Origin of the sequence: Oceanobacillus sp. FSL K6-2867, from assembly GCF_037963145.1 — a bacterium.
GTDB lineage: Bacteria > Bacillota > Bacilli > Bacillales > Amphibacillaceae > Oceanobacillus.
In genome coordinates this window covers 2,788,516-2,803,203 of sequence record NZ_CP150144.1, presented here as the reverse complement: position 1 = coordinate 2,803,203, position 14,688 = coordinate 2,788,516, and the positions used below count along the sequence as shown (strand labels likewise).

8 protein-coding genes are annotated in these 14,688 nt (G+C 33.5%); 1 reads left to right on the top strand and 7 read right to left on the bottom strand.

The features are described from left to right. The first annotated feature begins 50 nt into the window (after positions 1-50). Positions 51-1,091, top strand: coding sequence for an LCP family protein (locus NSQ77_RS13625; protein ID WP_339226582.1), 1,041 nt, complete (start codon positions 51-53; stop codon positions 1,089-1,091). Between the two features lie 121 nt (positions 1,092-1,212). Here NSQ77_RS13625 and NSQ77_RS13620 read toward each other — a convergent pair whose 3' ends face one another. From NSQ77_RS13620 to NSQ77_RS13590, 7 genes are all read right to left on the bottom strand, one after another. Further along, the gene (locus NSQ77_RS13620; protein WP_339226581.1) at positions 1,213-2,301 is read right to left on the bottom strand and encodes an MraY family glycosyltransferase; all 1,089 of its coding nucleotides are present in this window, start codon (positions 2,299-2,301) and stop codon (positions 1,213-1,215) included. A 549-nt stretch (positions 2,302-2,850) separates the two neighbouring features. Then, positions 2,851-4,788: a peptidoglycan-binding protein gene (locus NSQ77_RS13615; protein WP_339226580.1), complete on the bottom strand. Its 1,938-nt coding sequence runs from the start codon at positions 4,786-4,788 to the stop codon at positions 2,851-2,853. Positions 4,789-4,905: 117 nt separating this feature from the next. Next, the gene (locus NSQ77_RS13610) at positions 4,906-5,745 is read right to left on the bottom strand and encodes an ABC transporter permease (protein ID WP_339226579.1); all 840 of its coding nucleotides are present in this window, start codon (positions 5,743-5,745) and stop codon (positions 4,906-4,908) included. A gap of 32 nt (positions 5,746-5,777) precedes the next feature. Next, entirely contained in the window at positions 5,778-7,361 is a 1,584-nt protein-coding gene (gene tagH / locus NSQ77_RS13605; RefSeq protein ID WP_339226578.1) for a teichoic acids export ABC transporter ATP-binding subunit TagH, read from the bottom strand. A gap of 257 nt (positions 7,362-7,618) precedes the next feature. Next, positions 7,619-11,386, bottom strand: coding sequence for a peptidoglycan-binding protein (locus tag NSQ77_RS13600; RefSeq protein ID WP_339226577.1), 3,768 nt, complete (start codon positions 11,384-11,386; stop codon positions 7,619-7,621). 369 nt (positions 11,387-11,755) lie between these two features. Further along, positions 11,756-12,787: a YheC/YheD family protein gene (locus NSQ77_RS13595; RefSeq protein ID WP_339226576.1), complete on the bottom strand. Its 1,032-nt coding sequence runs from the start codon at positions 12,785-12,787 to the stop codon at positions 11,756-11,758. A 418-nt stretch (positions 12,788-13,205) separates the two neighbouring features. After that, entirely contained in the window at positions 13,206-14,672 is a 1,467-nt protein-coding gene (locus tag NSQ77_RS13590) for an acylphosphatase (RefSeq protein WP_339226575.1), read from the bottom strand. Positions 14,673-14,688 lie beyond the last annotated feature (16 nt).

Genomic DNA, 14,688 nt, shown 5'->3' with positions numbered 1-14,688 from the left:
ATGTTTCTTGATGAGTAGTTAATAGAATTGTTATTTAAGGAGAAAACATAATGAGTAATAATCGAATTACCCAGACTCGAATCGTTAAAAGACACAAGAGAAAATTGCGTAAAAGGGTTTATTTTATCTTATTACCAATTTTAGTTGCTTTTCTTAGTATACTTGGCTATGGAACCTATTTATATATAAAAGCTGACACCGTTATGTCAGACTCCTATGTAGAGACTGACAGAGAGAAATCTCCATTGCGGGATGCACTTGTTGATCCCAGTATTGATAATGTCTCCGTACTTATTATGGGTATAGATGCTAATGAGCATAGAGGCAATGCCGACAGTGCAAGAACAGACGCTTTAATGCTTGCCACTTTCAATAAAGATGAAAAAAGTGTCAATCTTCTAAGTATCCCACGTGATTCATTGGTTTACATTCCTGAAGTTGGTTATGAGGACAAAATCAATCACGCACATTATTTTGGCGGAACTACTGCAGCAATTGAAACAGTAGAAAACTTACTTGATATACCAGTAGATTACTATGTTAAAGTAAACTTCCACGCATTTGTAGACGTTGTCGATGCTTTAGGTGGAATAAACGTAGATGTACCATATGAATTCAAAGAATCCAATTCCATGGATAAACGTGATTCGATCCACTTGATGCCTGGTGTTCAAGACGTTGATGGAGAAGAAGCACTTGCACTTGCAAGAACAAGAAAGCTTGATAATGACATTGAACGCGGTAAGAGACAACAGGAAATTATGAAGTCAGTAATTAACAAAGCAACGTCACTTAATTCTATCTTAAGTTATGATGATTTGCTTGAAGCTGTTGGCGATAATATGACAACAAATATGACATTCAGTGATATGAAAACATTTATTACCTATGGTACAAAAGGAAAGAACATCGAGGTTAATACATTATCATTAGAAGGATATGATTATCAGCCTGCAAATAAATATTATTGGGCACTTGACCAACCATCTTTAGAAGAAACAAAAGCCTTATTACAGGATCATCTGGAAATTAATTCATCCGTTGCAAATAATCAAGATTCAACGGTAGAAAGTACTTCAGAGTCCTACTAAAAAAGAAGCATCTAATCTAGTATTAATAGATTAGATGCTTCTTTTATTTCTTGTCCAGATTCAGCGACCAGCAAGACTTCTCTCAACTCCGTATGTCGCTAGCCGGATGCTTCCTCTTTTGCTATTTCATTCTGTTAGGCTTTCTCAGCTTTGTTAGCTGACGAATTCCACGCAATATTGGCTGGCGATTATGAATGGTTATCCCAGCTATTTCAGAGAACAGCTGAAAGCCTGCTATTATACATGCAAATACAGCTAACGAAGACAACAGTGTCGCACTATTAAAGATTACAGCCATAACCCCAAAAAATACGCTGAAACCATAGATAATTAATACAGAAGCACGATGTGAATATCCTCTTTTCATCAACTGATAATGGATATGTTTATTATCAGGCTTGGCAATCCCCTGATGATTCATCGTTCTTCTTATAATAGCTAGCAATGTATCGAATACCGGAATGGCAATAACAATTATTGGAATGATAAAACTGAAGAACGCAACATTTTTAAATAATCCAAGCATGGATACAACTGCAATTGAATATCCAAGAAACAGTGCTCCCGTATCCCCCATAAAGATCTTCGACGGATGGAAGTTAAAGAATAGAAAGCCTAAAGAGCTCCCAATCAAAACAACACATAAAGCCACTACAATAAATCGGAAATCTGTTACAGCCATAACAAGAATACTTATTAAGGCGATTATAGAAACACCAGCAGCTAGTCCATCTAATCCATCAATTAAATTAATTGCATTAGAGGCTGCCAAAATCCAAAAGATCGTCAAAGCAATTCCAACATATTCATTTAAAAACATCGTTCCAGTGAATGGCAAGGTCACCTTATCAATAACTAATCCAGATGATACAACCACTACAGCAGCAGCAATCTGACCAGCTAATTTATAGGCCGCTCTTATTTCAAAAATATCATCAATTATCCCAGTAATCAGCATAATAAACGCACCAATTATAATTGCATTCATCTCCGGACTAGCAGGCTGTAAATACCAAAAACCTGCAGCTGTACCGATAAAAATACCAAGTCCACCCATACTGGGTTTGGCGCCTTTATGCATTTTCCGGTTATTGTCAGGCTTATCAACGATATTAAATTTAAATGATAGTTTGATAATTAAAGGCGTTACAAGTAATGCTGTCCCGCAGGAAATTAGAAAAGCAATAAGCAATTCGCTCATATTCCACATAAGTGTGCACCTACTTAGAGATTTTATATAGTCTTTTTTATTTTAACATATAAATGTTTATTGGATGGTATTCATCTGCACTTTTCATTCTAATATAATATATTTTATAAAATAGACATCAGTTAATTTAAATTGAAATATTGTAGTAATAAAGTAATTATATTTGAATGTTGGGGAAAATGAACAAAAAGGAGGTTGGACATAATTAATCTATTTAAACGATAGACGAACGGTATAATTCAAACTTAGCGTATGAAATATACCTGGACTTCCTGGAAGGGAAGGCATAGGAGAGACACCGAAGTACGCAGCATAAGGGTGCTCACCACCCGCCGTAGGTTACGCGAAGTATATTCCCATGGCGGGTTATTGATGAACCACTTTACTCTCAATCTCTATTTCTAACTATTTAATGAACGACACAAGTTTAAAAATTCTGGGATATAAGCATGTTTATATAAAATATGAGTTCTATTACTTGAGCCTATGCCTTCCTTGTATCCAGTTAGCGACCATTATTCACCTATCAAATAAGAACCGCATGAAATATTATTTTTTGTATATTGGAATATCTAAATATAATACATATGAATCCAATTGTTTATAAATACTGTGTATCCTATCTAACTGTTCAAATAACCATTGTTTATTTTTTATAATGCGGGTATCACTATTCACTTCCTTTTCAGTTGGAAGATCCCAGCGCATATTGTAAAATGTATTTCTTCCATCACCTAGATACATTTCTTTAATGTACTTAGCACCACCGATAATCGCCTTTTCAACAGTATCCCATCCTTCATCAAATGCTATCTTTGCGTTTCCAGATAAGTTATCTTCGTTACTAATACCGTATACATTATAAACCCATTTATATGTATCTGAGGTTTCTCCTGGCGACTTTAGATTATTCTTTTCTTCTTCCACATACGTGATACGACCATTCTTATCAACCGGAACTCCATTTATCAGTGAAAAACCTCGTTCAACTTCTAGTAATGCATGAGAAGCTAATACAATTTCGTTTATTCTATGCTCACTTGCAGCATTAATAAATACTTCTTCAAGCCCAACAAAAATGCCACTCTTTTTTAGAAATTTATGGAGTGTTTCTATCGTAACAACCTTTGACCTGGATAGATCTAGTAATTGAAATTTATCTTTTTCATTTTTAATTAATCTTTCAGGATTAAAGACTGGTTCCAATTCGGACAAAATGCTGTTGATATCACGTTGTTTAATGCTTTTATGCAATTTTTGCTGTATTTGAAACTTCAAAGCTTCCTCAAGTGTCATATCGAAATAATTGAATGTCTTTTTTTCAATATATCTACATGCCTGTTCAAGCTTTTGCATTGTCAGTTTATCAGCAATACCACTAACTGGCAAATCATGATCTCTTTGAAACTGCTTTACTTTTTTCTCAGTAAGTTCTCCAAATTTATCTGTCTTTATTATTGCGCCATAGCCAAGGTAAATAAGTTTATTTTTAAGTACTAAGACATCTTTGTGGCTCTTATCGATTTGAAGTGGGCTTGATAAAATTTCTTCGACCTTAAGTAGGGTATCTACATTGGCTTTTCCAGTAGCTGGTAACCCATAAAAAGTCTGAAATTTGGTAAGTCGACTCACTGCAAAGGGACCTAGCTTACTCGATATTTCTATGCCGCCAAACCCCAGTCGATTCAATGCCTCCTTAATATATTTAATGCTTTCACTTCTTTTATTTGGCTTAATAGCAGAACACACTGCGTTATAAATTTTCAGCTTGGTGATTTCATCAACCATTCCATTAACTGGAATCCGATTTTCCTTTTGGAATTTTCTAATTGCTCTTTCTGTTTTCTTCCCAAATTTCTTTGTTATTTTGATATACCCGTATCCAAGCAGATTTAAATACTTTTTTAGTAAAATTAAATCGTCATGCTGCTTCCCTTCTTGTAATGGGTTTAATAGGATTTCATCAATTTTCATTAACGTTTCAACGTTAATAAACCCTGTTACAGGAAGACGATAATAAACTTGAAAATCCTTTATTTTACGTAATGTAAAGGAACCTATTTTATTAGATACTAGTATTTTTCCAAAGCCAAGTTTATTTAAATCTTGTTTTAAATATTTAATACTTTCTAGACGAGTTTCCAGATTATTAATAGAAGCAGTAAACTCTTTCTTTATTTGCTGAATTGTCAAGTCATCTATGTGATCCTTGGCAGGGAGATTATAATCACGCTGGAAATCCTGCAGACATGCTAAGATAGACGCATCAAGAGTCTTCGAAGCATCTGCATGTTCATAACCTAACCATTTCAACATTACTTTTAATTGAATTAAAGTACTTTTTTTCTTTATTTGAAATTGAGAAGAATTTGCAACCGGCCACTTTCCTTCTATTCTAGGAACTTCTGAATTAGATTCAGATTCTCCTTTTTCGTTTTTACTATCCTTAACATTCGTACTTGATTGGAATAATTCCACTGGTGTCACTGTTCCAGATCCCATTTAGAGACCCCTCCTCGTTTACTCATTCACATTTTGAGTATAGTATTTTATACCCACAATTTCAATAGTTATTAATTTATTCTTAAAAGGACAATTTAATAGTTACAAATAGTCGATAAAATGTTTTCTTGTACTAACATGTATTACCGAACCAATAATAAATAATAATATTGTAACAACCCAAAAATATGCAGTAACTCCCGGTTCCGTGATAAAATGCCAGTCAACTCCAAAAAATGCTGCCCTGTAGCCTTCAATTAAGTAGGTTAGCGGGTTCAGCCTAACGATTGCTGTGATAACTGCACTTGCAATTGAACCATCTTGATCAATCCTCGAAACGTCCCATAGGACCGGGGATATATATATTCCCATTCTCATTGTCGATGTTAATAACTTATGCACATCGCGTATCATCACGGATAAAGTGGATGTAATAAGTGCAAGGGAGTATGTAAAGATATAGGTTGCGATTGCAAAATAAGGAAGCTGTAAATAGTACTTATTAATCGGATAACCAGCAAATTGAAATATTACGATTATAATCGCTATAAGAGCTACATGTACATAAAATCTAGAAAAAATCACATAGTTTGGAATAATACTTATTGGAAAGTTCATTTTGGATACAATTTTCAACCGAGAAAATATTGATTTTGATCCATTAATAGTAGACTGACTAAAGAAAATCCATAGCATGTAACCTGTCATAAGCCAATATAAAAAAGGAACCTCCATATTTCCGACATGAATGTCTGCCCTATTTCTAATACCTACTCCGAATACAAGCCAATAAATCATTATTACTATTGCTGGTGTCAGAATTTCCCAAGCCATACCAAGGTAATTATTTTTATTAGCGCTTTTCATTTCAAATACAGATAATCTTCGAATTAAATAAAAATGATTAACTTGCTCTTTTATTACTTTCAATGCTGAATTCATTGTGCTTCACTCACATTTCATTATCTATCAAGTTACTTTTTTATTATAGTTATTTCTATAACATAGTCATTTTCTATAGTAAATACAAAATCAAATAATGAGCCTCGATATAAAAGCTTATTAGCTATTTCGATATGAGGATCATCTAGACTTTCAATGACACTAGCTTTTAAAGTATCGCTAACAATAATTGTTGTGTGGGCTTCAAAGCTGTTAATACCTTCATTATCATCTGTTCTATTTAACAGTTCAATCTCTTCTAAAACAGGATGATAACCAGCTAATTGTTGGATTTTTCCTGCTGTCTCTTCATCATTCAATGAATCTTTGATTCCCTGCATAGTATTCCCACTAATCCAACCGTTCTCGTTCGTTGCTTTATTGATCACCTTCAGCCATTCAATATCATTTAAACCAGCTTCAATTTCATTAATGACATATGACTCACCAAAATGCGCATATCCAATTACTTCCGCTTCAAGGTCTGGATTAGCACGAATTGAAGCGGATTCAACTACTAAATACCTTATATCTTCCTTAGACTGCAATTCATTATGTAGTACTGTTTCATTATTTTTATCTTCGTGCATCGTAATCGAATTATCTTGAGGCATGGCTGTATGTGATGTTGAATGATTCCTATAGAACTTATTCCATGGCTTCCCTATGTATAACGAAATACTAAGAATACAAAGTAATAAAAGAAGAACCGTAATTTTTTTATTGACCAAGATAAATAAATTTTTTTTACGGTTCCGGAGTACTCGGGAGCTATTTACATGAGGTATAGCTTGCAATTCATCGCTATTATCCTCTTCAGCTATTTCTAGCTTACTACGCTTTTCTGCAATTTGTTCTCGAAATTTTGCCTTCTCTTCTTCCGATAAAGCTTTAAATTCTTTGAGAAATTTTCGGTATTTCGGCAAGACCAATTTTCTTTCTCCGTATCCCTTGACTTCACCAGCTTCAAGCCATAGTACTTTATTGCAGAAATCTCTTACTTGATTAAGTGAATGACTAACAAAGAAGATGGTTTTCCCTTTCTCTTTGAATTCATTCATCTTTTCAAAGCATTTTTCTTTAAATGTTTGGTCACCAACTGATAAAGCTTCATCAATAACTAATACATCCGGATCTATATTAACAGATATTGCAAACCCTAAACGAGATTTCATCCCACTAGAATAATTTTTAACTGGTTGATCAATAAATTTACCTAAATCCGCAAACTTTATTATCTCCGGCATTAATTCTTGAATTTCTCTTTTTGTAAATCCAAGCATCAAGCACTTGTATTCAATATTATCTCTACCAGTTAATTGATTATCCAACCCAGAAGAAATAGATATAACCGAAACCTGACCATCTATCGAAATTTCCCCAGATGTTTCTGGAACTACTCCAGCAATTAAATTAGATAAAGTGGACTTTCCAGCTCCATTTACTCCTACAAGACCAACCACATCACCTGGCTCTGCAGTAAAACTAATATTTTTTACAGCATAAAAATCTTCTCCAAATCGCTTTGGCGCTGCGATAGCTTTTAGGCGGTCCGCAGAATCATTATACATTTTATACTTTTTTGTTACATTCTTAAAAATAACAGAGTGCTGCATAATTTCTCACCATCTAAAATTAATTTTTACATTAACATTACATTATTTCACCTATATTACTATAACAGATTTATAAAGTATTATCGATATGAAATTATAAGACGTTTTTAAAGTAAATAGCTTAATCACGCTCTCAAAATTGGTCAATTTAAAGTTATTTCTAAATATAACTGTCTTTTCCTCAATAACTTTATACAAACTCACCAAGATTAAAAAGCCTAGTTCGCTTACGTGAACTAGACTTTTAATATTATAGATTATTTGTATTGAACAATATTGAATTTGAATAAAGGATTACTTAGTGTACTGTACATATTTTTAAGGTTATTCGTTTGCTTAACAGCCCAGCCAATATCTGTTGCATATTGCTTGCCGAATACTCCTGTAGCTTCCATTGCTGATGGATTCCAGCGCATTTTATAGATTGTATTTTGCTGATATTCATTATGGATATAGTCTTCCCCAATAAATTCTGCACCACCAACAATAGCTTTATATGGAGTATCCCAATTCTCAGCATAAGCCTTTGCAGATCCACAACTTTCTGGACAAGAGTCATATGCTTCAATTCCAAACATATTATAAACTACTTTTCCATTAACCTTAATACCAGTTGCTAATTTAGAAGTACCGTTTCCTGTTTCGAGCAACGCATGTGAAACAAGATATAATTCATTTACATTATGTTTCTTACTTGCTTCAATAAATGCTTTTCCCATACCTTCTAAAATCCCTTTATCTTTTAAGAAAGCATTTAACTCTGCTTCACTTGCACCAGCATAAGATGTGAGATCTAAATGTTGAAATTCATCATTAAAATCAGGGTTTAAATATGCTTCGGTATCTGATCTGGTTGCATTTCTCCATGCATTATAACTTATTTGATACCAATTCCCAGTTGTACTGATTACATTTACTTCTGTACCTTTTGCAAGTGTACCGTAAACATGTGTATCACTATTACTATTGGGCGCTGAGCGAACATTTAAATTAGCAGTTGTTTTTGCAATAGTTGCATTTTCAACAACTAACTTTGAATGAGCAAATAATACTTCATTATTGTACTCTATTTTATACCAATTCGTACTGCCTTGATAAGAATCTCCTTTAACTGTTCCCAAAATCGATACTCTTGTACCTGGAGTTAAAGTGTATTTATGAGATGTATTATTCAGATTAGGCTCAGTTCGAACCTTGACATTACCACCAGAATAAATTGCTCCAGATTGACTTAATGTCACATATTTACTACTTATATACGCTGGTGAGTTAGCATATTTATCTGTCTGTGGCGGAGGATTTGTAATAGCCATCTGGATATTTAGAGCCTGTTCTAATGTTAGATTGTAATTACTATACGTAATTATAGTGCGATTATTATAAAACTCGTTAATTTTAGCTACAGTTACCTCATCAACTATTCCATTTACAGTCAATCCATTATTCTCTTGGAATTTCCTTACCTGTTTGTCCATAAAGGTTCCATAGAGAGTAGTAACACTAATATAACCATAACCAATTTCATTTAGTTTTTGCTTTAATGTAATAACATCACTATGTCGTTTCCCCTTCTGGAATGGACTGTTGTATACTTCATCAAGTTTCTTTGTCGTTGTTTCATCTATTTTTCCCGTTGCAGAGAGGCCATAATAGGATTGAAATTGTTTAACTCGTGTTTCCATCCAGCTTCCGAAAAGAGTAGTCTCTGAGATTCCACCAAAACCTACTCGATTTAGTTTCTTTTTGATGCCCACAATGTCTTTATGGCGATCTCCACGTTGGAATGGAGTCTTGCTTACTTCCGCATTAAGTTTTTTCAACGTAATCTCGTCCATAATTCCATTTATTCGCAGACCGTTATCTTTTTGAAACTTTCTTACCTGTTTATCCATATAGGTGCCATAAAATGCGGTTACAGTAATTTTCCCATAACCTATACGGTTCAACTTTTCCTTTATGGCAAGCGTATCGTTGTGTCGCTTTCCTTTTTGGAATGGACTGTTGTATACCTCATCTAGTTGCTTTAGGGTTGCTTCGTCTGTCTTACCTGTTACCGATAAACCATAGTAAGTTTGAAATTGCTTCACTCTTTTTTCTGTAAAACTACCAAAAAAATATGTTTCTGTGATTCCACCAAAACCTACTCGATTTAGTTTCTTTTTGATGCCCACAATGTCTTTATGGCGATCTCCACGTTGGAATGGAATTTCACTCACTTCCGCATTAAGTTTTCTCAACGTAATCTCGTCCATAATTCCATTTATTCGCAGACCGTTATCTTTTTGAAACTTTCTTACCTGTTTATCCATATAGGTGCCATAAAATGCGGTTACAGTAATTTTCCCATAACCTATACGGTTCAACTTTTCCTTTATGGCAAGCGTATCGTTGTGTCGCTTTCCTTTTTGGAATGGACTGTTGTATACCTCATCTAGTTGCTTTAGGGTTGCTTCGTCTGTCTTACCTGTTACCGATAAACCATAGTAAGTTTGAAATTGCTTCACTCTTTTTTCTGTAAAACTACCAAAAAAATATGTTTCTGTGATTCCACCAAAACCTACTCGATTTAGTTTCTTTTTGATGCCCACAATGTCTTTATGGCGATCTCCACGTTGGAATGGAATTTCACTCACTTCCGCATTAAGTTTTCTCAACGTAATCTCGTCCATAATTCCATTTATTCGCAGACCGTTATCTTTTTGAAACTTTCTTACCTGTTTATCCATATAGGTGCCATAAAATGCGGTTACAGTAATTTTCCCATAACCTATACGGTTCAACTTTTCCTTTATGGCAAGCGTATCGTTGTGTCGCTTTCCTTTTTGGAATGGACTGTTGTATACCTCATCTAGTTGCTTTAGGGTTGCTTCGTCTGTCTTACCTGTTACCGATAAACCATAGTAAGTTTGAAATTGCTTCACTCTTTTTTCTGTAAAACTACCAAAAAAATATGTTTCTGTGATTCCACCAAAACCTACTCGATTTAGTTTCTTTTTGATGCCCACAATGTCTTTATGGCGATCTCCACGTTGGAATGGAATTTCACTCACTTCCGCATTAAGTTTTCTCAACGTAATCTCGTCCATAATTCCATTTATTCGCAGACCGTTATCTTTTTGAAACTTTCTTACCTGTTTATCCATATAGGTGCCATAAAATGCGGTTACAGTAATTTTCCCATAACCTATACGGTTCAACTTTTCCTTTATGGCAAGCGTATCGTTGTGTCGCTTTCCTTTTTGGAATGGACTGTTGTATACCTCATCTAGTTGCTTTAGGGTTGCTTCGTCTGTCTTACCTGTTACCGATAAACCATAGTAAGTTTGAAATTGCTTCACTCTTTTTTCTGTAAAACTACCAAAAAAATATGTTTCTGTGATTCCACCAAAACCTACTCGATTTAGTTTCTTTTTGATGCCCACAATGTCTTTATGGCGATCACCCTTTTCGAAAGGAGCTTCTACTACTTGAATAGAAAAGGTTTTGAGTTGATTCAGTTCCTGCTCTTCTTTCGAACTTTTTTCTTCTGAATCCTCTTCCTTGCTTTCAATTCTTTCTTCTGTAACTCCTTCTTTCGTTGGTTCATATTCTACAAGACCTTCCTTTGTCTGTTGATCTTGCTGATTTGAAGTTTGTTCTTCTTGCTCATCTGAGATTTGTTCTTCTTGCTGATCTGAAGTTTGTCCTTCTTGCTCATCTGAGATTTGTTCTTCTTGCTGATCTGAAGTTTGTTCTTCTTGCTCAACTGAAGTTTCCTCTTTATCTTCTGACTCTTCTGCTTTAGGGCTATTTTCTTCAGGTCTACTCTCTTCTTCAGATGGTTCGTCTATTTTAGGTGTAGATTGGTCTGCAGTATTATTAGAAGGAGTTACATCCGATAGATCACCAGAATCCTCATTCTCTTCACTAACTTCTTCAATTACCCGTTCTTTGACCTCACCTGGTGTTGCACCTACGATTTGTGGACTAAAGTAGAAACAGGTAAGTAATACAATAGCTAGAATCATAAACTTATTTAATTTCACTTTAGTTTCACCTCCTTTAGTTTAGATTACTATTTTAATATCGACAAAAAACTACATTTTTTAAGCTCTTTAGTATTATTTTTAATTAATAAAAGATGAAATCCCATAAAAGGATATTTTTTACTATTTACGATTATCTACTTTTCGGTTTAAATGAGTACGCAATAGCCCCCGGGGGAAAGAAAGGGAATTTCATTTGCCGATAAATCTAAATATATAAATCTGAGTATTGTGCGGAGCTTTTGAGCCAACATCTACCTATTTATATCGATTAAAAAAGAAAGCATGAACAGTCTATATATTTCAACATAGAGTGTTCATGCTTTCTTCCACCTTACTAATAACTATTAATTCATGAATTATTTCCGATTATTTATCATTAGTTGGTGTTTTTTTAAATTCATTCAATATATAGTTATAATAATTACTTCTCAGGTATGCAACTTCTGAAATTAAAGCAGCAGTGGCTGGTCCATCATTTACTTCAAATAAATAAAGTTCGCCATCTTTATCAATACCAATATCCATACCTAAGGACATAATATGTGTACCTCTTAGTTCTTCAATTTTATATGGTAAGGTTACTGCAAGATTTTCTAGTTTTTTATTAATCTCAGTCCACTTTTCTCCAAAGTTCGCTTTTAAAAATGGCTTTGGATCACTTATTCCCCCACCTTGGTTAACATTTGATATAACTTTTTGTCCTATACCAATTCTAATATAATTTCTTGCACTATGCCATTTACCATCTCCGCCTTTTTCTACATGAATCCTACAATCAAATGGGTCTCCATATAATGTTCTAGACTGAACATACTTTTGAAGAATATAATTTTTCCCTTTTATTTCATCCTCAAAAAAAGTTGCAATCTGATTTTTATTTATTTCCTGTTCCATTGTTTTAAACCCAACAGTATAATGATCACTACTTTTGTTTAAAATATATACTCCTCTTCCCTGAATTCCTCTTAATGGTTTAAGAACAATAGAGGAATATTCATTTAAGTAATGAATAATATCTTCAAATTTCCTTACCTTGTGAGTAGGAATTATTAGATGCGAAAATTCCTGGTCATTTCTCAAAATGTTTTGTAATTTAATTTTACTTAAAACATTTGCACGGTCATCAGATAGGAATGTTTTATTCCTTAGATAATTCATTATTTCCCGATTTTCTTTTTTAAAATTATAAGGAACTACATCAATGAAAGGAGGGATATCGACTATTTTTTCTTGCCAACTATTATTGATATATACTTGTCCTCTTACTTTATTCTCTTCCATCATAATATCTTTTGGCCGCAGATAAATTATTTCAATATCATAGGCTTTACTTATTAATGATGTAATTTTTGCTAATTTTGTTGGTTTATTAAAAGCTGTCATGAAGCCGACTTTCATACTATTTCTCCTTTTTGAATAAATTGTATAAAATAATAATTGTTCTATTTTCGTCTAGTTTATAGAAGTAATCTGACAACTATTTTCTGAGGTATATCCACATTTTTTTGTAAGTCATTTTCTAAAACACTTTGTACATTCAATTTTTTTGAGGCCTTTTACACACTTCAATAAATCCATTTTTTGAGAAATAATAATCAATATTTGCCGAAGGAACGTCTCTTCCTCTTTCATTTCCTCAAAAGGATACAAATGGACATCAGTTTAGCCGCTGCATTTATTTAAAGTATTTTGTCTTTTCTACTATCTTTTGGAGCAAAAATAATATCTTCACCGGCATGAATAGAAGGCAATAACAAGTCTGAGTAGTATTGATGTTTTCTTTATCATTTACCTGTAAATAGTTAATTATAAAATTTTACTCTAAAATCAGCTCAAACCCCAATTTTAACGGTTGATCAGTATGAAGCTCGAATCTCTCTTCCTCTAGGTTATCTACTCTTGACTTTTTAGAACCTTTTCTGCATAGCTCAGCAAATTGTTGCATAATTTCTTTTTGTTCTTGAGTACCAAAAATAACAACTTCTATTCTATCTCCTTCACGCTTTTTTACGTATCCTGATAAGTTATTTTTCAATGCATGTCTTTTGATCCAACTCATATAACCCACTTTATGAACTTTACCTGAAGCAATATATTTTTTGCTATAAATATCACCAATTGGAGGCATTGTTACTTTTACTTCATCTGCTGCCCAAGTTTTTAAAGGTTGCAGAAGGCTATTAAAATCAAAATAGAAATTAGATTTTTCTTTTCCTTTTGTTTCAGGGAAATAATAGTCAATAATTGCCCCAGGTACATCTTTTGCTTCTCCTTCTAAAGGAAAACAATGAAAGGCTATTTCTGCTGTTGCGTTTATTTCTAAAACTACTGCCTTTTTATTTGAATCTGGATCAACAATAACATCAACGCCAGCATGTGGGATAGAAGGCATCGCCTTTAACGCATCAACTGCTATTTGTTTCACTTCATTTGTTAATTCGTATGTTTTTTCAATTGGATCTCCACCTGCAGATAGATTACTCTTTCCTCTTAAAATTAAAAGTTCACCTTTTTTTGGAACACTTTTTTCATTATAACCATAGTTTTTTAAATAATTCTTAACTTCGTAGTCAATTTTAATAGCCTTAGGTGCCAAATACGGATTCTTTTTTCTTTCTATATTCTTTAATTTAATGAGCTTTTCTACCGTGTTTTTGCCATCACCTGTAATGTTTGCAGGTATTCTATGAGTAGCAACTACTGCTTTATCTCCGACCACATAAACACGATACTCTTTTCCAAAATAATGCTTTTCAACGAGATAAGTTTTATACTGCTTATAAGTAGTTTGTGTTTCTTTAATAGCATTTAATAATTCATCCCTATTTTGCAGGTTAATATAAACCCCTCTACCCATACTGCCATTTAACGGTTTAATAATTACAGGATAACCAATTTTTTCAGCATACTTTACCATTTTTTTGCTTTCGGTGATGTCAAACAGTTCTCCTTCAGGTATAGGAACCCCGCCATCTTTTAATAGTTGTTTTGTTTTTTCTTTGTCCGTACATATATTAACCGTCTTATTGGCTACTAAGTCACCTCTAGATCTGAAAAAATAATGTGACTGTTTATCAGAACTTAATGAAAAAAATTTGCCGTCAGTGCTACTATTTAGCCTATGTAATTTACATTTTTCCGTCTCATCTTTATACCATTTAAGTGTCAAGCCTCTTCTAAAGCCTTCTAAGGCAATTAAATAGGCATCTAATTTAAACCCACGGATATCAGCTACCACTTCTTCAGTTAAATGGGGAAAAAGCTTTACTTTATTATTTTCCATATTTCTTCTCCTTCAA

Coding starts and splice junctions, on each gene's coding strand:
- NSQ77_RS13625 (WP_339226582.1), top strand. CDS start 51: ATGAGTAATAATCGAATTACCCAGACTCGAATCGTTAAAAGACACAAG.
- NSQ77_RS13620 (WP_339226581.1), bottom strand. CDS start 2,301: ATGTGGAATATGAGCGAATTGCTTATTGCTTTTCTAATTTCCTGCGGG.
- NSQ77_RS13610 (WP_339226579.1), bottom strand. CDS start 5,745: ATGAATTCAGCATTGAAAGTAATAAAAGAGCAAGTTAATCATTTTTAT.
- tagH (WP_339226578.1), bottom strand. CDS start 7,361: ATGCAGCACTCTGTTATTTTTAAGAATGTAACAAAAAAGTATAAAATG.
- NSQ77_RS13595 (WP_339226576.1), bottom strand. CDS start 12,787: ATGAAAGTCGGCTTCATGACAGCTTTTAATAAACCAACAAAATTAGCA.
- NSQ77_RS13590 (WP_339226575.1), bottom strand. CDS start 14,672: ATGGAAAATAATAAAGTAAAGCTTTTTCCCCATTTAACTGAAGAAGTG.